The organism is Xanthomonas sp. F1, from assembly GCF_014199855.1.
Genome location: NZ_JACHOK010000001.1, coordinates 399093 through 418616, shown reverse-complemented (window position 1 = coordinate 418616; position 19524 = coordinate 399093). Strand labels below are relative to the sequence as shown.

Annotated in this window: 15 protein-coding genes; 7 read left to right on the top strand and 8 right to left on the bottom strand. The window is 68.3% G+C overall.

Features of this window, described 5'->3' with window-relative positions; genetic code table 11:
• Positions 1–196: 196 nt before the first annotated feature.
• The 3 genes from GGR71_RS01835 (at position 197) to GGR71_RS01825 (ending at position 2196) form a co-directional block, all read left to right on the top strand.
• Entirely contained in the window at positions 197–529 is a 333-nt protein-coding gene (locus tag GGR71_RS01835) for a ComEA family DNA-binding protein (RefSeq protein WP_048492148.1), read from the top strand.
• A gap of 233 nt (positions 530–762) precedes the next feature.
• Positions 763–1371: a HutD/Ves family protein gene (locus tag GGR71_RS01830; protein ID WP_160963495.1), complete on the top strand. Its 609-nt coding sequence runs from the start codon at positions 763–765 to the stop codon at positions 1369–1371.
• 132 nt (positions 1372–1503) lie between these two features.
• On the top strand, positions 1504–2196 hold the full coding sequence (locus tag GGR71_RS01825; protein WP_160963515.1) for a winged helix-turn-helix domain-containing protein: 693 nt from the start codon (positions 1504–1506) through the stop codon (positions 2194–2196).
• A gap of 646 nt (positions 2197–2842) precedes the next feature.
• Here the strand turns inward: GGR71_RS01825 and GGR71_RS01820 are convergent.
• From GGR71_RS01820 to GGR71_RS01800, 5 genes are all read right to left on the bottom strand, one after another.
• Positions 2843–3763, bottom strand: a complete 921-nt coding sequence (locus GGR71_RS01820) for an FAD:protein FMN transferase (RefSeq protein WP_160963513.1) — start codon at positions 3761–3763, stop codon at positions 2843–2845.
• A 169-nt stretch (positions 3764–3932) separates the two neighbouring features.
• Entirely contained in the window at positions 3933–4625 is a 693-nt protein-coding gene (locus tag GGR71_RS01815; protein ID WP_160963493.1) for a Fe2+-dependent dioxygenase, read from the bottom strand.
• A 63-nt stretch (positions 4626–4688) separates the two neighbouring features.
• Complete coding sequence (locus GGR71_RS01810) at positions 4689–6983, bottom strand: catecholate siderophore receptor Fiu (RefSeq protein WP_160963491.1); 2295 nt, start codon at positions 6981–6983, stop codon at positions 4689–4691.
• A 555-nt stretch (positions 6984–7538) separates the two neighbouring features.
• Positions 7539–8582, bottom strand: coding sequence for a hypothetical protein (locus GGR71_RS20935; protein WP_237474618.1), 1044 nt, complete (start codon positions 8580–8582; stop codon positions 7539–7541).
• Positions 8583–8794: 212 nt separating this feature from the next.
• Positions 8795–10291, bottom strand: coding sequence for an aminotransferase class III-fold pyridoxal phosphate-dependent enzyme (locus tag GGR71_RS01800; RefSeq protein ID WP_160963489.1), 1497 nt, complete (start codon positions 10289–10291; stop codon positions 8795–8797).
• 127 nt (positions 10292–10418) lie between these two features.
• Here GGR71_RS01800 and GGR71_RS01795 point away from each other — a divergent pair, with 127 nt between their 5' ends.
• From GGR71_RS01795 to GGR71_RS01785, 3 genes are all read left to right on the top strand, one after another.
• Positions 10419–10850 carry an Lrp/AsnC family transcriptional regulator gene (locus GGR71_RS01795; RefSeq protein ID WP_010344072.1) on the top strand — a complete coding sequence of 144 codons (432 nt, stop codon included), beginning with the start codon at positions 10419–10421 and terminating at the stop codon, positions 10848–10850.
• Positions 10851–10991: 141 nt separating this feature from the next.
• Positions 10992–12041 carry a tRNA preQ1(34) S-adenosylmethionine ribosyltransferase-isomerase QueA gene (queA, locus tag GGR71_RS01790; protein ID WP_160963487.1) on the top strand — a complete coding sequence of 350 codons (1050 nt, stop codon included), beginning with the start codon at positions 10992–10994 and terminating at the stop codon, positions 12039–12041.
• A gap of 317 nt (positions 12042–12358) precedes the next feature.
• Positions 12359–14206 carry a S8/S53 family peptidase gene (locus GGR71_RS01785; protein WP_160963485.1) on the top strand — a complete coding sequence of 616 codons (1848 nt, stop codon included), beginning with the start codon at positions 12359–12361 and terminating at the stop codon, positions 14204–14206.
• A 256-nt stretch (positions 14207–14462) separates the two neighbouring features.
• On the opposite strand, the gene GGR71_RS01780 is transcribed toward GGR71_RS01785, so the two are convergent.
• Entirely contained in the window at positions 14463–16277 is a 1815-nt protein-coding gene (locus GGR71_RS01780; RefSeq protein WP_160963483.1) for a DUF885 domain-containing protein, read from the bottom strand.
• Positions 16278–16516: 239 nt separating this feature from the next.
• On the opposite strand from GGR71_RS01780, the gene GGR71_RS01775 reads away from it, so the two are divergent.
• Positions 16517–17368: a DUF4349 domain-containing protein gene (locus GGR71_RS01775; protein ID WP_456362567.1), complete on the top strand. Its 852-nt coding sequence runs from the start codon at positions 16517–16519 to the stop codon at positions 17366–17368.
• A 334-nt stretch (positions 17369–17702) separates the two neighbouring features.
• Here the strand turns inward: GGR71_RS01775 and GGR71_RS01770 are convergent, their stop codons facing one another.
• Together GGR71_RS01770 and GGR71_RS01765 are read right to left on the bottom strand one after the other, a co-directional pair.
• Positions 17703–17996: a hypothetical protein gene (locus GGR71_RS01770; protein ID WP_048492159.1), complete on the bottom strand. Its 294-nt coding sequence runs from the start codon at positions 17994–17996 to the stop codon at positions 17703–17705.
• A 66-nt stretch (positions 17997–18062) separates the two neighbouring features.
• On the bottom strand, positions 18063–19496 hold the full coding sequence (locus tag GGR71_RS01765) for a DUF2867 domain-containing protein (protein WP_160963481.1): 1434 nt from the start codon (positions 19494–19496) through the stop codon (positions 18063–18065).
• Positions 19497–19524 lie beyond the last annotated feature (28 nt).

Here is a 19524-nt window from a genome sequence, read left to right as displayed (position 1 = left end):
CCGGGGTGATTGCACACGTGTGCAGCCATTCTACGCCCCGGTGCCCGTGTAGGGTTTTTCCTACACGGAGACGCGCCGTTTACCTGCTGTTTGTGACGCGCTCCGACGATAGGCTGTACCCATGTGGCGAGCGATGCTGACCACGCCGGCAGGAAAGGCCGGCGAAGTCCCCATCCAAGTCACAAGGAGCGTTGCCATGCAGTCTTTTATCGTGGTCCTGAAGTCGCTGGTCGTTGCCCTGATGCTGACCGGTTCCGCGTTCGCCGCGGACAAGGTCAACATCAACTCCGCTGGAGCGGAGGAGATCGATCAGGTGTTGGTGAACGTGGGAGCCTCCAAGGCTCAGGCGATCGTCGACTACCGGCAGGCGCACGGACCTTTCAAGAGCGCCGAGGAACTGGCACTGGTGAAAGGCATCGGACTCAAGACGGTCGAGCGGAATCGCGACCGGATCGACGTGGGCGCCACGAAGGCACCCGCGCCGACAGCCGCCAAGCAGGCAGCTGCCAAGCCGGTGGAAAGGCGTTAAAGGGATTTGCAACGAAAGGATAGGGCCGGCGCTGGACGCGCGGCCACAGCCTCACTGAGCAGGATGCGAAGGGGGAAGGCAGGAAGCCGACAGGGAGGTACATCGTCGCCCGGCGTTGCACAGTGACGTGCAGCCGGGCGATGTTTTTTTGGGGCCCGTGGCGCGTCTAGCGCGGCTCCCGGCGGCGGGTCCGTGACAGGCGCGCCGATGCCGCGATCGTGCAGAATGCGCGGATGGACTGGTGCACGCTGCCCGCACGGGTGATTCCCGCCAACGCGTATCGCCGCGAACGCTGGCGCAACGGCCTGGGCTGGACCCGGGAAATCCTGCGTCTGCCTGCCGCCGGCGAGGACTGGCTGCTGCGCCTGTCCATCGCCGAGATCGAGCAGGACGCCGCGTTCTCCGCCTTCCCCGGGATCGACCGCGAACTGGTCCTGCTGCGCGGCAATGGCGTACGCCTGCGGTTCGAAGATGGCGAGGAGCAGGTGCTGGAGGACCCGTATGCGCGTCTGCGCTTCGCCGGCGAGCGGCCGCTGCGTGGCGAGCTGCTGGACGGGCCGACCCACGATTTCAACCTCATGTGGCGCCGCGACCGGCTGCGCACGCAACTGCTGCACCGGCCCCTGGTCGGGCCGATGTTGTTCTTCGCCGAACCCGGTGTCGCCTGGGCCGTTCATCTTCTGGCAGGGCAAGCGCAGTTCGATGCAGCCAGCGGACTGCCGCCATTGGCGGCCGGCGACAGTGCCTGGCTGGCCGCCGATGCCAGGCGCCGCTTCGCTTTGAGCGGGGGCGGAGAGTTGCTGGCGATGCGCATCGAGGCCGCGCCGACGTCCACGGACTGAGTCTGCGCGACCCCGCGCGCGGGTCTTGCGGCGTCGGCGCCGACCGCGTCCAATGCGCGGACGCGGCCATCCGGGTCGCACAGCGGAAGCCGACAGGTGGTCTCGGACAACAGGTGGTTGGCGAAAATTCTGGTGGCGGACGCGGACGCGGCCTTGCGCGACCGGATTCGCGATTACCTGGCCTGTTTCAACCTGCAGACGCACGACGCCGACAGCGCGCCGCAACTGCAGGCGCAACTGGCGGCCGGGCATTACGACGCGGTGGTGCTCGATGCGCGCCTGGACGGCGCCGAGGGCCTGCGCCTGTGCCGGCAGCTGCGCGACCGCGGCGACATCGCCATCGTGATGATGGCCGACCGCGCCGAGCCGGTGGACCGGGTGATCGGCCTGGATCTCGGGGCGGACGATTTCCTGGTGCGGCCGCCGGACCTGCGCGAACTGGTGGCGCGGCTCAACGCGGTGCTGCGCCGGGTGCGCGCGACGCAGCCGCCGCCAGCCGCGCACGGCGGCTGGCAGGTCGATGCCGCGCGTCATCAAGCGGTGGCGCCGGACGGGCGGACGATCCCGCTGTCGCCCGGCGAACTGCGGCTGATGGCGGTGTTCCTCGAACAGCCCGGCGAAGTGCTCAGCCGCGAGGTGCTGCGGACGGCGCTGGGCGACAGCGAGGCCAGCGTTCCGCCGAGCAGCCGTGGCATCGATCTGCAGGTCTCGCGGTTGCGTCAGAAGCTCGGCGACGATCCGCTGGTGCCGCAATGGATCCGCACCGTACGCGGCAAGGGCTATGTGTTCGAGCTGCAGCGCATGGGGATGCCGGCCGCGCGCTGAGGGCGCGACGTCGCAGCGCTCCTGCATGTCCTTCGGCTGCAGAGAACGTCTGAACCACGCAAGCCTCGCTGTAGGAGCGGCTTCAGCCGCGACGGGCTTTCCCAGGAACGCCCGTCGCGGCTGAAGCCGCTCTCACGAAAGCGTCACGATGTGTTCGGTTGAGCCGCGGCAACGCGAGTCATTAGAGGTACCCTGAAGCCGCTCTTGCACACACATGACGGCGTGCCGGATGTAAGGCGCCGTGCCGGCCTTCTGGCGAACGCCTCGGTGCGTGCCGGTAGCGCGTTTCCCAGATCGGAGCGTGGACGAGGCAGTCCCGATGAAGCGCCGCCTGAGGTCGCGCCGGTTCCGTTCGCGCTTCCCCACGCACGACTGCATCGCCACGGCAACGCCCACGCGCAAGCGCGTGGGGGAGCGGATCGCACACGGCAGCGTTGGGGAAGACATCCTGGCAGCGGTCGCGCTTGCGTGTGCACGCGCCTGGTAAGCGCCGAGTCCAGCCTCTGCGGCTCTTGCCCGTGCCGCCGCGATTGGGGGGAGGGGTAGCGGCGGCACGTTCGCCGCGTCGTCCCAGCAGCCAGCGCGCCGAGTCGGCCGGTGCCGTGGTGCTCTCCGTGACCGCGGCTCCTGGGACAGCGCTCTGCGCTCAGGCCTGCATCAGCGCAGCGAAGGCGCGGCTGACGCGTTCGTGTACAGCGCCTTCTTGGCGCACCAGGAAGCGCACCGCCAGCCCATCGCGCTCGGCACAGGCCAGGCCGGCGTCCACCCCCAGCACGCTGAGCGCGGTGGCCCAGGCATCGGCACGCATGGCATCGGCGGCTACCACGGTGACCGCGGCCAGCGTCGCCGCGATCGGCCGCCCGCTGCGCGGATCCAGCAGGTGTCCATAGCGCTGGCCGTCCTGCTCGAAGTGCTGCCAGCGGTCGCCGGAGGTGGCCACCGCCCGACCGTCGACCGCGAGCGTGCGCGGCGGTGCATCGCCACGCAGGTCGTCCTCCGGGGCTGCCTCGAGCAGCACCCGCCACGCCTGCCCGTCCGGCTTGCGACCGTAGCCGTAGAGATCGCCACCGACCTCGACCAGTGCGCTTTCCACGCCTTGCGCGCGCAGTGCCGCCGCCGCCAGGTCGACACCGTAGCCCTTGGCGATCGCCGACAGATCCAGATGCAGCCCGCCGGGCTGGTGCCAGCGGCCTTGCTCATCGACGCTCAGCCGGCGCCAGTCGCCCGCGGCGCGGGCCTGCTCCACTGCCTTGGTGTCGGGCACGCGCCGATCTCCGGCAGTGGCGCCGAAACCCCAAAGGCCGAGCACGGCGCCGAGGGTGGGATCGAAGGCGCCACCGCTGCGCTGCGCGACCTCCACCGCGCAGCGCAGCACCGTGTCGAGTGCGGCGGGCAAGGCATGCCAAGTGCCGGCGTCGGCGCGGTTGTAGCGGCTGAGGTCCGATTGCGCGTCCCAGGTGCTCATTTGTGCGACGACCAGATCGAGCTGCGCCTGGATCGCGTCGCGCAGCGCGTGCGGGTCGCTGCCGCGGGGCGGCAGCAGCCTGGCGCTCCAGCGCGTGCCCATGCTGCTGCCGTGCAGCGTGGCGACGCCGGTACTGGAACGGACTGCGGTCAGTGAAGCTGGGCGGATCACGCGTCGACGAAGCGCAGCGGGGCTGCGCCAGGGTGCAGGCGCCCGGCATCGCGCGACCGAGTGCCGACGCTGCGTTCGATGTTCCGGTCGCCGCGCGCGCTCATGTCTCCGACCAGTCGCGCAGCAGGTTGTGGTAGACGTTGGTCAGGCGCAGCAGTGCCGCCGCATCCGCGCCGCTGGCGGTCAGCGCCTGAATCGCGGTGTCCAGGTCGAGCAGCGTCTGCCGCCGGCCGGCGTCGCGCACCAGGCTCTGCACCCAGAAGAACGAGGCCAGCCGCGCGCCGCGGCTCACCGGCGCCACCCGATGCAGGCTGCTGGACGGATACAGGATCAGGTCGCCCGCGGGCAGCTTGACCTCGTGCTCGCCGTAGGTGTCGTGGATCAGCAGTTCGCCGCCGTCGTAGTCCTCCGGCGCACTCAGGAACAGGGTGCAGGACAGATCGCTGCGCACGGTCAGCGCCGGCTGTGCGGCGCTGGCGGCTTGGGTCATCACCGCGCCGTCGACGTGCAGGCCATAGCTGCCTCCGCCGGTATAGCGGTTGAAGCGCGGCGGGATGGTGCGCAGCGGCAGCGCCGCAGCGAAGTACAGGGGGCTGCGCGCCAGCGCGCTCAGCACCGCCTGGCCGAGTTCCTGCTTCAGTGGCGATGCGTCGGCCAGTTGCAGGTTGCGCTTGACCTGCGCGCCCTGCGCGCCGACGGTCTCGCGGCCGTCCACCCAGTCGGCGGACTCCAGTGCCTGGCGGAAGCGCGCGACCTCATCGGCGGTGAGGATGTCGGGGATATGCAGCAGCATGGGGCGCTCCGGCGGTGGACGCCCAGGATAGGACGTCCACCGCGCGTTGGCAGGTGCGGTCGCTCAGAACCGCAACTCCGCGGTCAGCAGCACCGAGCGCGGCGCGCCGGGCGTGTAGCGGAAGCCGCTCTTGTTGATCGCCGCGACGTAGTCCTTGTCGAACAGGTTGTAGGCGTTCAGGCGCAGCGCCAGGTGATCGTTGACCGGGTAGCTCAGCACCGCATCCCACACCGTGTAAGACTTCACGAACGCCGGCGTGCCGATCGCGCTGTCGCGGCCGCGCTGCATCTGGCCCGAATAGCGCACGCCGCCGCCGATGGTCAGTCCGAACGGCAGGGTGTAGGTGCTCCAGGCGGTGAACGCGCTGTCCGGCGTGTAGGCCAGGTCCTGGCTGCCGTCCTGCGAGACCGTCGTGCCCTGGCGCACCCGCGCATCCAGCTTGGTGTAGCCGCTGGACACAGACCAGCGCTCGCTCAGCTTGCCGACCGCCGACAGTTCGATGCCCTGCACGCGCTTGGCGCCGCTCTGGTAGTACAGCCCGTCGCTGCCCTGCACGATCTCGTTGTTCACGTCGGTGCGGAACAGCGCCAGCGTCGCGAACAGCGCATCGTCGAGGAAGTTCCACTTCGTGCCCACCTCGGCGGTCTTGGCCTTCTGCGGATCGAAGCGCGGGTTGTTGGCGTTGTTGGCCGAGGCGCTCAGTTCCAGCGTGCTGCCGCCGGGCGGCTGCTGCGAGGTGGCGAAGTTGGCGTACACGCTCACGTCCTCGTTGGCCTTGTAGACCGCGCCGAGTTTCCAGCTGAACAGCGTGTCGGCGATGTCGGTGTCCAGGCCGACCACGGTGGTGCAGGGCGCGGCGGTGGAGGTGGCGGAGTTGCACACCAGGCTATCGAAGGCGGTCTTGTAGCGGTCCGCGCGCACCCCGGCGGTGACCAGGAAGCTGTCGCCGAACTTCAGCGTGTCGAAGGCATAGGCCGAGTAGGTGGTGGTGGTGCCATGGCTGCGCGCGCCGTTGCGCGCGGTGCGCAGCGGCGTGGTGTTCCAATCCGGCGCATACAGGTTGGCCGGATTGGCCGCCAGCCAGGCGGCACGGTCGACGATGTTGTGGCCCCAGCTGCGCAGTTCCTCGCGCGAGGTTTCCACGCCGGTGCTGAGGTTGTGCTGCACCGCGCCGGTGGCGAAGTCCACGCGCAGGTTCAATTGGTCGGCGAGGGTGGTGTACTCCTGGTCCTTGAAGGTCGGCAGGCTGCGCAGCACCGTCCAGGTCGACGGATCGGTCGGATTCGGCGTGCGCAGGTTGGCGGCATTGGGCATGAACGCGAACAGCAGGTAGTCCTGGTCGTTGCGGCCCCAGCGCGCGGTATTGGTCAGTTTGATCGTGTCGGACACGTCGTGCTCGATGCGAAAGGTCGCCATCTTCGCGGTCACGTCGTCGTGGTCGTCGCGGGTGCCGTAGAAGTTGCTGCTGTCCACGCGCGCGGCGCCGCCGAGCCACGGCCGTGCGGGATCGGGCGAGCTGTAGCCGGGCAGGCCGATGGTCGGCACGCCGCCGTCGGGCACGTTGTCCTGCTTCACGTACAGCAGGTCGAACAGGTAGCGGGTGTCGGTGCCCAGGCCGAACGCCAGCGACGAGGCCAGGCCCCAGCGCTTGTTGGCGACATGGTCGCGGCCGATGGCGTCGCTGTCCTGGCCCATCACGTTCAAGCGCAGCGCGCTGCTGGCGCCCAGGGCCTGGTTCCAGTCCGCGGTCGCGCGGCGCTGGCCATGGTCGCCGCCGGACAGCGTGGCGCTGCTGGCGTTGTCCAGGTGCGCCTGCTTGCTCACCAGGTTGATCGCGCCGGTCGGCGCGCTGCGACCGTTGTCGGTGCCGGCCGGGCCCTTCTCGACTTCGATCTGCTCGATGTTGAAAACGTCGCGCGAGATCGAGCCGAGGTCGCGCAACCCGTCGACGAAGATGCTGCTGGAGCTGTCGAACCCCCGCATGTAAACCGCATCGCCGGTGGTGGTGTTGCCGTTCTCGCCGACATAGAACGTGCCCACGCCCGGGCTGTTGCGCAGCGCTTCGGTGAGGGTGGTGGCGCCCTGTTCGTTGAACAGGTCCTTGCCGATGATGTTGAGGGTCTGCGGGGTGTCGATCAGCGGCTGGGTGAACTTCGGCGAATCCGGCACCTCCACCAGGTAGCGCTTGGCGCGCTGGGCCTGCACGTCGACCTTGTCCAGGGTGGTGGGCTGGTCGGCGGTCTCTGCATGCGCGGGGGAGAGCAGGCTCAGCCCGCCGAGCAGGACGGCGGTGGTGAGGGTCGGTGCCGCGGCCTGACGGGTCACGGTGTGTTTGCGGCGTTTGATCGGAGAGGTCATGGGCGGTTCGGTTTGCAGGAATGGGCGGCGACCGACGGCGGACGCCGGCCGTCCCCCAGTGGGACTGGACGCGGCACCAGGTCGGGCGGCTGCGAAAAGGTGTCTGCCGCTGATGCGCTGCGGGCAGTACGTCCATTTTCCATGCAAATGCGAATTGTTTGCAATATCTTTGTCGTTTTTCGTGTCTGCGACGTCGCTGCCGCATAGCGTTCGGTGCTTGAAAAGCTGCCCGCGCCCGGTCGGTTCGATTGGTGCTGGGTTGGGTTAGTGCGGTGGAAGGACGCGCGGCACGCTAGGGGCTAGGCCAGGCACTGTGTCCACGGCCACGTGCGGTCTACGCTCGACGGCGGAGGCGGGGCCAGGCACCAACGCCGCAGGATGGTGCTTCGTCGCGGGGACGGACGGCGACACCGCCGGCGTCATAGCACGCAGGCGTGTCGGAATAAAACTTGCGCTGGCGACGCGGGTTTGCCGGAGGATGCAGGCATAACGCGGTCTTGGGATGCGACATCGGGTCGCTCACGGCGACCCAAGTGTGGTCTCAACAAGCGAGTGCTAATCGAGTTTCCCCTCCGACCAGCAGATCTCCCAGGTGTTCGGATCGCCGGATCCACTGCACCCATAGCGAATTGAAATCGTGGGTAGGATCCCGTCCAAGCTGCCGTAAATATTGGTCAGAAAGCCAGGCTCGACTTCCACCGGTTTTATGTGCGCGCTGTCCAAAACCTTGGTCCAGGTGCCGGTGAACGCATCCTCTCCTTCCGCGCGATAAACGCAGACGCCCTTCGCCGTACCCCACTCGGGATAGGCAGGGCCATAGCTGGAATCCAGGTGGGCCTCGCAGACGCTTGCCATGTAATAAAAATAGTGTCCGTTGTAGGTTCCTGGCGCAAAACCGATCGCGGGCTTGGCATGCGATATGCCGCTTTGCCCGTTCAAGGTGAGGCCGTTCTGGCTGAGCTTTCGCTTTTCGCCGAAATTGATTGCATCCGGCGACTCTCGGTAGAAATAGCTGATGTCGCCGTTGCCATCTACATAGGTGTAGACGGTTCTGATGCCGGATGCGCCGTCCGCGCTCCAGGCGACGGATTGTCCTGTGCCATAGGTGCCGGGGTCGCCGTCATGGATCACGGGCGCGTCGTGCTTTTTCCAATTGATTCCATCGTTCGAAAAAGCGACGGCGATGCGATTGTCGATGCCGTTACTGCCAGGTCGCTCGGTGGTGTAGTACATCACGTAGCCATAGTCTTGGCCCTGGTAATTCCAGTGTCCTCGGGTCACCGTGGGGTCGCAGGTGTGGACGCCCTCCCAGGTGAGCGGGCGTGCGCCGCGCAGGAACTGATTCGCTTGAAGGACAATTACTGGAGCGCTCCAACTGCCCGTTGCCGTACGCTCGCGGTATTTGACGACGTCGTGACCATTCAGGTGGCCGCACCACCAGACTTTTTCTTTTCCATCCAGATCGATGAGCGAGCTTGGGGAGTAGTCCCATCCAGGCTGGTCGAACAACAGTTCGCCGTCGGAGAAAGTAGCGGCATACGCCACCGGATGAGCGGCCGCAGATAACAGGCCCATGGATAGCAGGAGAAGAATGCGCATTCGCTGGACCATTGCTGAATTCGAATCAGTATAGGTGATTCGGCGTAGGCGAAGGCTGGCTAACGATCCGATTCGATTCGCGAATGTCTTGCGATTGTCGTGGCTGGCGAAAGCAGCAAACGAGCGCATGGCGATCGCGCATGCGCTCGTGGTCGGGGACGAGCGAATCGCCCGTCCCCATGGTGTCGCGATGCTTGCAGCGTTGAGCCGACTCAGGCCGCCGCAGCCTGGGCCAGGCGCGGGCCTTCGCGCAGGGCGCGGCCGATCAGTCCGACCAGTAGGTCCAGTTCGTCGCTGTCCATCGCGAAGTGCGGGGTGAAGCGCAGCGAGTTCTCGCCGCCGTGGATCACGTTGACGCCGTGCTGGCGCAGCCACTCTTCGGTGGAACCGGCGCCATAGCACTTGTATTGCGGGGCCAGTGCGCAGGAGAACAGCAGGCCGGTGCCCTGCACCTGGGTGATGGCGCCGCCAAGCTCGGCCTTGAGCTTTTCCAGCTTCTGCACCGCCTCGACGCCGCGTTCGCGGATGTTGGCGCGCACCTGCGGGGTCAGCTGCGCCAGGGTCGCGGTGGCCACGTCCAGCGCGCGCGGGTTGCTGGTCATGGTGTTGCCGTAGGTGCCCTTGCGATACACCTGCGCCGCATGCTCGGTCACCGCCAGCACCGACAGCGGGTACTGCGCGGCGTTGAGCGCCTTCGAATAGGTTTCCAGGTCCGGCGGGTCGAGCTGCTCGAAGCCGGGATAGTCCACCACCGACAGCACGCCGTGCGCGCGCAGGCCGGCCTGGATCGAGTCGACCAGCAGCAGGCTGCCGTGGCTGCGGGTCAGTTCGCGCGCGGCGGCGTAGAACGCCGGCGGAAGCGCGCGGCCGGGGTCGCCTTCGCCCATCACCGGCTCCAGGAACACCGCCTCGATGAAGCAGCCGTGCTGCTCGGCCTCGGCGAAGGCGCGGCGCAGCGCCTCCACGTCGTAGGGCGCGATCGCGATCAGCGTATCGTCGCCGCGGTAGCTGGCCAGGTGCTGCAGATAGGTCTTGCGGCTGGAGTCGGAATACATGCCCGGCCGGTCGGTGCGGCCGTGGAAGCTGCCCTTGACCACCAGGCGCTTGATCTTGGCGCCGGCGTGGCGCGCGCCCGGATCGGTCTGCAGCTTGGCGTTGATGTCGACGATGCGCGCGGCCAGGCCCACCGATTCGGAACCGGAGTTGAGGCACATGAAGCGCGCGTACGGGAAGCCGCCGCGGCAGTGGCCGATCTCCGCGCGCAGCGCGCGCTCGAAGCGCAGCTGCGACAGGTTGGGCGTCATCACGTTAGCCATCACCTGCGGCCGCGCCATCGCCTCCAACACCGCTTCCGGGGTGTGGCCGAAGCCGAGCATGCCGTAGCCGCCGGCGTCGTACAGCACGGCGCCCTTCAGGGTCACCACCCACGGGCCGCGCGCGCTCAGCGCCACGTACGGGGTCACCGCGTCGTCGGCGTAGAAATTGACGAAGCCGGCTTGCAGGCGGCGGATCTGCTCGGCTTCATCGAGGTCGAGCAGGTCGCCGAACTCCGCGGCGATGCGCGCATGGTCCGTACCCGCCGCCTCGATCGCCGCCTGCAGTTGAGGGTGCGACGTCGCCAGGCGCTCGATGCTGGTGTCGTCCAGGCCGTGAGTCAGGCGGTCGCCGGCATGGGCACGGAGCGGGGCGAGGGGGCCGAGTACGGTCATGGAGATCTCCTGAAGGCGGGCTGTCTGGTGACGATCCTGTCTATTATCGGGACAGGATCGTCGAATGGCAGCGTGAATCCGTGCAGGAATTGACGCAATTTCGTCGATTCGACGAAAATCCATGGTCATGAAGATCACCGCATCCGACGATGCCCTGCTGTCGCTGCTGCGCGAGGACGCGCGCGCCTCCACCGCCCAGATCGCCCGTCGCCTGGGCCTGTCGCGCACCACCGTGCAGAGCCGGATCGAGCGGCTGGAGCGCGAGGGCGTGATCTGCGGCTACACCGTGCGCACCCGCGACGACTACGAGCAGGGGCACATCCGCGCCCATATCCTGATCACCGTGCTGCCGAAGAAGATGACCTCGGTGGTCAAGGCGCTACGCGAGATCGACGCGGTGCGCGTGCTGCATTCGGTCAGCGGCTCCTTCGACCTGATCGCGCTCGGCGTGGTGCCGGGCGTCAACGACATGGACGAACTGACCGACCGCATCGGCGCGCTGGACGGGGTGGAGCGCACGACCTCGTCGATCATTCTGTCCACCAAGTTTGAGCGCTGACGCGCCGGGATTGGGGATTCGGGATTGGGGATTCGCAAAAGCAGGAGCGGGTTCCCCCGCGCTTTGCCAATCCCCACTCCCGAATCCCCAATCCCGGCGCCGCTACAATGGCCGGCCCCATTCCCGATCTCCCCCGGCGCCTTGAAAAAGTCCGATTTCCACTACGACCTGCCCGAAGACCTGATCGCGCAGGAACCGCTGGCCGAGCGCTCGGCCAGCCGGCTGCTGCTGGTGCCGCCGGCACCGACGCCCTTCGCCGATCGGCACGTGCGCGACCTGCCGGAATTGCTGCGTGCCGGCGATCTGTTGATCTTCAACGACACGCGGGTGATCCCGGCGCGGCTGTTCGGGCAGAAGAGCACCGGCGGGCGGGTCGAGATCCTGATCGAGCGGCTGCTCGGCGGCCAGCGCGCGCGGGCGCAACTGGGCGTGAGCAAGTCGCCCAAGGCCGGCGCACGCATCGCCCTGGATGCCGGCGGCGAGGCCGAGGTGCTGGGCCGCGACGGCGAGTTCTACCAGTTGCAGTTCCATGTGGACGGTGCGCTGGAGCACTGGCTGCAACAGGCAGGACGCTTGCCGTTGCCGCCGTACATCCGCCGCGAGCCGGGCCTGGACGACCGCGAGCGCTACCAGACCGTGTTTGCGCGCGAGGCCGGTGCGGTCGCCGCGCCGACCGCCGGGCTGCATTTCGACGCACCGCTGCTGCAGGCGCTGCAGGCACGTGGCGTCGAGGTCGGGCACGTGACCCTGCATGTGGGCGCCGGCACCTTCCAGCCGGTGCGGGTGGACGCGCTGGAGCAGCACCAGATGCACCGCGAGTGGCTCAACGTCGGTGCCAGCCTGGTCGAGCAGGTGCGGCGCACGCGCGCGGCCGGCGGCCGCGTGATTGCCGTGGGGACCACGGTGGTGCGCGCGCTGGAGAGCGCGTCCAAGGACGGCGAACTGCATCCGTTCGCCGGCGAGACGCAGATCTTCATCCTGCCGGGCTACCGCATCCGCAGCGTCGATGCGATGGTGACCAACTTCCATCTGCCGGAAAGCACGTTGCTGATGATGGTCTCGGCCTTCGCCGGCCGCGAGCGCATCTTCGCCGCCTATCGCCACGCCATCGCCCAGCGCTACCGCTTCTTCAGCTATGGCGATGCGATGCTGCTGTGGAGCAGCGAGACGCCGGCAGATCACGTCGCGTGATGCGCAGGATTGCCGCACCCGCATACGAGCGGGTGCGGCGCCTCGCGCCGTGGGTCTGGCCACGCCCTGCATCCTGCATGGGGACACGATCGCGTCGTTGCATCGCGACATCGATGCCCACGCCATATCGGCTTGCCGACGCTGCCGCAGCGATCTGACGAACGCGCGGACTGTGATGCGCAGCGTGCAGCGTCTGCCTGAGTAGACGATGCCGCACACGCGGTAGGGGAGGCGCACGCTCGCCTCGTCCTTGATGGTTGGAACCGCTGTTCCGGTGTCCCGATGAGCGGGACATCCCCCCGTCAAAGGATGAGTCCATGAAGAAGACATCGACCGAACTGCTGCTGGCCGCGCTGCTGGCGAGCCTGGCCGTCGCTTCCGCACACGCGCAGCCGCAACTGGCCGGTGGCGGCAAGTTCCCGGCCAAGCGCATGCTGCAGGAAGCGACCATGCCGCGCACCGATACGCAGGGGCGGCGCCTGTACGCGATCGACCTCAATCCGTTCGTGCTGCAGGAGACCACGCGCCTGTATGCCAAGTCCCGTCCCTCGGATTACCGCACCCTCGATCCGGCGATTCGCGCGCACGAGAACAGCACCGGCATGGTCCACTATGCCGACCAGATCGCGCAGCTGCCGGGGGTGAAGATCGAGCGGGTGCTGTCCACGGTCTCCAGCACCGTCTATGCCTGGATGCCGGCGCGCACCGCGGCGCAACTGCTCAAGGCCGACTGGGTGGTCTCGGTGCGCGGAGTCGAGGCGGCGCATGCCACCTTCTCCGCCGCGGGCGACATCGTCAACGGCGGAGAGATCACGTCCTGGGCGTTGCCGTACACGCAGACCAACGATGGGGTGACCACGTCCAATCCCGCCTATCTGCTCGATGCGGTGCTGGACAATCCGCCGCAGTCCGACCTCAACGTGGTGTATCGCCAGGATTTCTCGACGTTTTCGCCCAATCCCCTGCACAGCACCGCGACGGCCGGCCTGATCGGCGCCAGGCAGAACGGCCAGCTGGTGCGTGGCGTCAATCCTGGGCAGCCGATCAAGGCGTTCGGCTTGGCCGATCTTAACGAGAGCACGGTAGCCACCGCGCTGGACGCAGCCGTGCGCTATGCCGAAGCGTCGGGCGAATTCGCCGTGCTGAACATGTCGTTCAACCAGAGTCCGGGCGGGACCTACAACCCGTTCAACGCCAGCAATCGCTGGGGCCGCCGCATGCGTGCCGCGAGCAATCGCTTCTTCATCACCCAGTCCGCGGGCAATGCCTACACCGTCGGACTCTCGCCGCAAGAGCAGGATGCGTGCAAGGTGGCGTTCGGCTACATCGATCCGCTGACCCAGCAGGGATCCGCACGCGACATGGACGGCATCGTGGTGGTTGGCGGGTTGCAGCGCGACGGCTCGCGCTTCGGCGGCGCGCAGAACAGCGATCGTTGGGGCGGCTACGCCAAGGGATCGACTGTCGGGCCGTGCATCGAGGCCTGGGCTCCGGCGCACGAGATCACCAACCTGATTTACGACGGCACCACCGAAGCGGTCTCCGGCACCTCGTTCGCTGCGCCGATCGTCGCCGCGATCGCCTCGCGCTACGGCAACACCCAGACCCGGCCGATCGAGCGCGAGGCCTACATCAAGGCCGGCCTGAGCAACACCGGCTTCAGCGAGGCCGGCTTGCCGCTGCGCAAGGTGCAGTACGTGGCGCCGTCGTCGCTCAACCTGATCAAGCGCCTGCCGATCGTCGGCGCGACCTCGCCGACCAATTCGGACAACCTGGCCTCGCTGTACGACGGCCGTTTCTTCAGCGACACCGAGTACTGGAACGCCCGCACCAACTGGGGCAGCGTCACCGTGAACCTGGGGCAGATGCGTAAGGTCACCGGCGTGCGCATCACCGTGCGCACCGCCGCCAGCGAAACCGCGGGCGCGCCGCAGCCGATCGACTTCGCCGTCTCCGCTGGACGTCACGGCGCGGTGTTCGGTGGGAGCTCCAGCCCGGGACCGGTGTACTTCGACAATCCGCAGTACTACGCCGAGCCCGACCAGTCGGACGTGGCGCCGGTGTACATCGCCCTGAACGGCAGCGCCGCCCAATACCTGAAGATCGAGGCGAACAACCCGTACTCGTGGTTGGCCTATTCGGAAATCGAGGTCTACGGCGAGTGAGTCGTGGAGGCGCCGCCGCTGACGGCAGCGCCTGGCAAAGTGCCTTCGCGCTGCCCGTTACGCGTCGGGGTCACGCGGTCGCGGTGCATCGCAGCGCGATGGCCGCTGCGCGCCCCGCACGACAGTTGCAGCCACACACTCCCGGCTTCGCCGCGTTTCGCCGGCTTCGGCAGCCCCCTCATCCGAGGGGGCTCTTCTCCAGGTGCCTCGGCGACCGGGACGTTACCAATCCCAAATACCGACTCCCCAATCCCGACTACTTGATCGGCTCGTCCAGCATCAGCTCGCGCACGAACCGTACCGGCGGGGCGCCGTAGGACAGCACCTGGTCGTGGTAGGCCTTGAGGTTGAACTTGTCGCCCAGCTTGTCCTGCATCGCCTTGCGCAGGTCCAGGTGTTCCTGCACGCCGACGAAGTAGGTCGGCAGTTGCGCCGAGGTCAGCTGCGCGCGCACCCACTTGCCCTCGGCCTCGCTCTGCTGCTGGAAGGTGTCGTGGACCATCAGGTGCAGCGCCTGTTCCTTGCTCCAGCCGTCCACGTGCACGCCCTGGTCGAGCAGCGCGTTGGCGATGCTGCGCAGGTAGAACTTCAGCTGCACCAGGTGGAACAGCGGATCGTTGTCCAGGTAGCCCTGCTCCTGCATCATCCGCTCGGTGTACACCGCCCAGCCCTCGGCGAACACGCCCGAGCGCAGCACGCCGCGCAGCGTCGACGGGAACTTGGCCGAGTGCCAGCCTTCCACGTAATGCCCGGGCACGCCCTCGTGGATGCTCAGCAGGTGGATCATGCGGCTGTTGTATTCGCGCAGGAACGAGTCGGCCTGTTGCGCGTTCCAGTCGTCGGGAATCGGCGACACCGCGTAGAAAGTCTTCAGGTTCTTGTCGAGCGGACCGGGCGAATCGCAATATGCCACCGCCACGCCGCGCTGGAACTCGGGCATCAGGATGATGTCCACCGGCGCGTCGGGCAAAGTCACCAGATCCTTCTTGCGCACGAAGTCGGTGGCATCGGCCAGCGACGCCTTGGCGTCCTCGACCACCTTGTCGCGCGCCGGGTGCTGCGCATAGGCCAGCTCCAGCGCCGCCTCGATCGCCTGTTGCTGCTGCGCGTCGCTGGGCGCGTCGACCAGCGCCGGTGCGCCGGGTTTGTCCTTGAGCACGGTGCGGGCGATGCCGTACATGTCCTGGCGCACGCGGGTGAGCTCGGCCTCGGCGCGCTGCTTGATGTCGGCGCGCGACAGCGAGGAGTTGAGCGCGAACTTCAGCTTCTGGTCGTACTTCTCCGCGCCCAGGCGGAAATCGCCCTTGGCGTTGGGCACCAGGGTCTGGTCCAGCCAGGTCTGCTGTTCGGCCACGGCCTTCTTCAGGCCCTCGATCGCCGCCTGCAGGCGCTGCGCGTCGGCCTGCGGCAGTTCCTGGACGTGCGGGACGATGAAGCTGTCGACGATGCTAAGGATGCCGCGGTTCTGTTTGGCCACGGTCTTGGCGCTGATCTCCGACACGCGGGCCGGGTCGAGGTTGGCGCGCGCCTGCGCGAACAGCGCCGGGATCTTCTCCATGCGCGCGGTGGCCGACTTCAGCCGTTCCGGCAGCGGTGCGAACTCGCGCGCCATCAGCCCGTAGATCGCGCCGCCGGCCAGGCCGTTGTAGACCTGCGGATCGGTCGCCCAGCCCTGCGCCACTTCATTGTTCCAGATGTCCGACTGCAGCTGGTTGCGCAGGATCGCCGCGTCCACCTGGTTCTCGCGCGAGAGCTTGGCCACGTCGAGCTTGTCCAGCTCGGCCAGCAACTGCTTGCTCGCGTCCAGGCTCTTCTGCCGGCCGGCGGCGCTGAGGTCGTCCAGTTCGCTGTCGTAGCGGTGATCGCCGGTCTGGGTGGCGCCGACCGGGGACAGCTGCATCCAGGTGTCGACGGCGCGCTTGGACAGCGCGGCGAAGCTGGCGTCGGCGGCCGCATCGGGCGCGGTCGTGGCCTGGCCGGGGGCGGCGTTGCTGGCGGCGGGCGCGTCGGCGGGTTTCTGGCAGCCGGCGAGGGCGGCGAGCAGGGCGGCGGCGAGCAGGTGCTTGCGCATCGGGGTTCCTGGAGTGGGTCGATCCACCAGGGTAGCCCCGCCACGGCTGCCGGCGCCCCTGCCATTGGATTACCCTGGCGCTTTCGCCACCCAGGAGCACTGCAATGCAGGACAAGGGACGTCGCCATCGCGGCCGTGTCGTTTGCGATTCCGCGGTCGCCACGGTCGATGCTGCACTGCCTGCCGCAGCCGGCGCAGGGCGTGCCGAGACTGCGGGCGTCCGACGCGGCTCGCTGCCTGTGAGCCGGCGCTGGCGCCGCTGGGGTGCTTGCCTGGCGCTGATGCTGGTCGCTGCCTGCAGCCGCGGCGGCGAGAGCGCTGCGCCGCCGCCCTATGCCGCCGATGCGGCCAGCAGTGCTGCCGAAGCCGCGGCGCAGGCGGCAGATGCGTCCTTCGCCGCGGGCGCGCCTGGCGAAGAGCATCGCGCCATGGCGACGCTGGCCTATGAGCACGAGGTCGATGTGGCATTGCCAGCGGCGCAGATTCCCGCGCGACTCAGGCAGCTCCAGGAGGGCTGCCTGCAGGCGCGCTTCGGGGCCTGCACGGTGTTGCAGGTCGAACAGCACGGCGGCGAGCAGCCGCGCGGCGAACTCAGCGTGCGGATCGCGCCCGCCGGGGTGGAACCGTTGATCGCGCAGGCGGGCCAGGATGGCCAGATCGAAAGCCGCACCACCCATGCCGAGGATCTGGCGCAGGCGGTGCAGGACAACGACGCGCAGCGCCAGCGTCTGCAGGCCGAGCAGCGGCGCCTGCAGGAGTTCCAGCAACGCCGCGATCTCAGCGTGGCCGACATGATCGCGCTGTCGGAGAAACTGGCCGCCGTGGAGACGCAGTTGCTCGCCACCAGCCAGGAAGCCGCGCAGCAGCGCCGGCGCCTGGATACGCAGCGGGTGACGCTGACGTTCTCCGCGCCCACCGCCGAACGTAGCCGCAGCGACATCGGCGATGCGCTGCGCGACAGTGGCGAAATCTTCGCCGGATCGATCGCCTGGGCGATTCGCGCGGTGGTCGGCCTGGCGCCGTTCGTGTTGCTCGGCTACGCGCTGTGGCGGCTGATCGCCTGGCGGCGGCGTCGGCGCCGCGCAGACTAGGAGAAATGCGCTGTTCCCGTCCGAGGTGGGCGGGAACCCTGTGCAAGTGATGCGCGGACGAGGTGCTGCATCGCGGCGCTTGCCACACGCATGCCACCGCGGTGGTGGCGTGGCATCGAACCGGTGTGGCCGGTCGTTGTCCCGGGTTGCGGCTGAAGCCGCTCCTACAAGTAGATCGACAGTATGCGTGCGAGCGGTGGGGAAGATGCTTCAATCCCGGCGCATGGCCGCAATGCGCCGAACCATCGGGCGCGGTGACGATCCTTCTGCGCAAGGAGCCCAAGCCGTTCGCCGGGACGCTGCGCCATGTGGCGCAACGTCCCATCGGCGGGCCTCAGCCTTCGTCCTGTTCGAACTCCACGATCACGTCCAACTCGAACGCCAGCGCCTCCACCGCCTCGCGCACCTTCTGTGCGGTGGCGGCGTTGCCGGCGTCCACTTCCACTTCGTGGGTGCCGGGGCCCTGGTCGTCGGGCAGCCCGGCGGAACTGGAATCGTCGTCGTCCATGTGCGGCATCAGATCGTCGATTTCCTCGACGTGTTCGATGCCATCCAGGCTCGACAGCAGGTTGATGATGGCGCGAGCGTCGTCCTCGCTGCCAGTGATGCGGATGCGGAGCTGGGGCATGGGCCTTCCTCTCAGGGGGAAGGCGCAGGCTAGGCAGGCGTCGGCTAAGGCGGGGTGATGACGCGCTCAGTGAATTGGCACGACCACGTCCGGCCCGGCATGTTCGGCCACCGGCAGCAGCAGCGCCTCGGCGGCCGCGCGCAGCAGCGTCGGGGCGATGTAGCGGCGATGCGCGGCGGCGATCAGGGCCATGTACAGGTGCCCGAAACGGTTGCGGCAGGCCACCCGCGTCTCCAGGCTCAGCTCGGCGCTGCCGTCGTCGCGCAGCGTCACGCCCACGCAACTGCGGAACACCAGGTGGCGGTCGTCGGCACCGAGCAGCACCTGCACGCGCCGCGCCTGCGCCGTGGAGGCCTGCGCCAGCACCGGAAAGCGGCCGGCGAACAACTGATCGCGCTGTGGCGACAGCAGCGAGGACACCGGGCAGCCCAGCGGCGAGGTGCGCAGCCGCAGCGGCGCGACCAGCACGTTGCGCAGGTGCATCAGCCAGGTCACGGCACGCGGCGGGTGCTGCAGGAAGCCGTCCAGCAAGGCCGCCATCAATGCGTGCGCGCCCAGCGGGCGCAACGCCTGCGCCGGTAGGGTCAGCCGCACGCTGTCCTGGTGATGATGCGCGGGTAGCTGTCGTTCGAGCAGCGAGCCGGGCATCAACTGTCGCGTCACCCGCGCGCGTGGCAAGCGTGGCGCCAGCGCCGCGAAACCGGCCGGATGCCGCCAAGTCCCCAGCCGTTGTCGCAGCCGTCCGCTGAGGGCGCGCAGGCCGGCGCACCAGGCCAGGCGCCGGCTGCCCGGCGAGGCGGCCAGCGACAGCTGTACCGTCGGCACGGACAGCGCCTGCCCCTGCGGCGACGCCAGCAGCGCGGCGACAGAGGCCGGCAGCAGTTCGGTCAACGTGGCGATGTCGGCAGTGCCGGCCAGGACCTGCGCGCGCACGTCTTCGGCCAGTGCGCCGCCGGCTTCGTCGCTGTGGCAGGACAGCGCGAAGAACGCCGGGTGCCCGGACTGCGCGCGCAGCGGCGCGAACTGGTGCCAGGTGCCGCCGCCGAAGCGCACGCTGAACAGGCAGTCGGCGGGCAGTTCGATATGGCGCAGCGCGGCGAGGAAATGCTGCGGATCTTCCGCCAGTTGCGCTGGCGAGGCGGTGCTGAAACGCAGCAGCGCACCGCCGCTGCCGGTGATCGCGGTGAACATGCGATGCCCGGCATGGCAATGGAACGGATGGCCGCCGCTGCCGACCGCGAACGAATACAGCGCAGTGGACTCGCCATTGCCGAAATCGGTGCCGGCCAGGCGCGCCGAGGGTTCGTCCAGCGCATCGCGGAACTGCGGATGCGCACGCTGGCGCAGGCAGGCCTGGGCGATCAGCGGATCGCCGGCACCCACGCCGAGCTGGGCGATCAGGATGACCTCCACCGGCAAGCCGCCGCTGTAGGAGGGCAGGCGCACCGAGGGGAATCCGGTTTGTGCGGCGGCGTGTTCGCTGAGCGGTGCGGCGGTCATCGGCGACTCCTGTTGCCGTGGCGGAAGG

Excerpts from the sequence above, each read along its gene's own strand:
- GGR71_RS01835 (WP_048492148.1), top strand. The coding sequence starts at position 197 with ATGCAGTCTTTTATCGTGGTCCTGAAGTCGCTGGTCGTTGCCCTGATG.
- GGR71_RS01830 (WP_160963495.1), top strand. The coding sequence starts at position 763 with ATGGACTGGTGCACGCTGCCCGCACGGGTGATTCCCGCCAACGCGTAT.
- GGR71_RS01820 (WP_160963513.1), bottom strand. The coding sequence starts at position 3,763 with ATGGGCACGCGCTGGAGCGCCAGGCTGCTGCCGCCCCGCGGCAGCGAC.
- GGR71_RS01815 (WP_160963493.1), bottom strand. The coding sequence starts at position 4,625 with ATGCTGCTGCATATCCCCGACATCCTCACCGCCGATGAGGTCGCGCGC.
- GGR71_RS01810 (WP_160963491.1), bottom strand. The coding sequence starts at position 6,983 with ATGACCTCTCCGATCAAACGCCGCAAACACACCGTGACCCGTCAGGCC.
- GGR71_RS20935 (WP_237474618.1), bottom strand. The coding sequence starts at position 8,582 with ATGCGCATTCTTCTCCTGCTATCCATGGGCCTGTTATCTGCGGCCGCT.
- GGR71_RS01800 (WP_160963489.1), bottom strand. The coding sequence starts at position 10,291 with ATGACCGTACTCGGCCCCCTCGCCCCGCTCCGTGCCCATGCCGGCGAC.
- GGR71_RS01795 (WP_010344072.1), top strand. The coding sequence starts at position 10,419 with ATGAAGATCACCGCATCCGACGATGCCCTGCTGTCGCTGCTGCGCGAG.
- GGR71_RS01785 (WP_160963485.1), top strand. The coding sequence starts at position 12,359 with ATGAAGAAGACATCGACCGAACTGCTGCTGGCCGCGCTGCTGGCGAGC.
- GGR71_RS01780 (WP_160963483.1), bottom strand. The coding sequence starts at position 16,277 with ATGCGCAAGCACCTGCTCGCCGCCGCCCTGCTCGCCGCCCTCGCCGGC.
- GGR71_RS01770 (WP_048492159.1), bottom strand. The coding sequence starts at position 17,996 with ATGCCCCAGCTCCGCATCCGCATCACTGGCAGCGAGGACGACGCTCGC.
- GGR71_RS01765 (WP_160963481.1), bottom strand. The coding sequence starts at position 19,496 with ATGACCGCCGCACCGCTCAGCGAACACGCCGCCGCACAAACCGGATTC.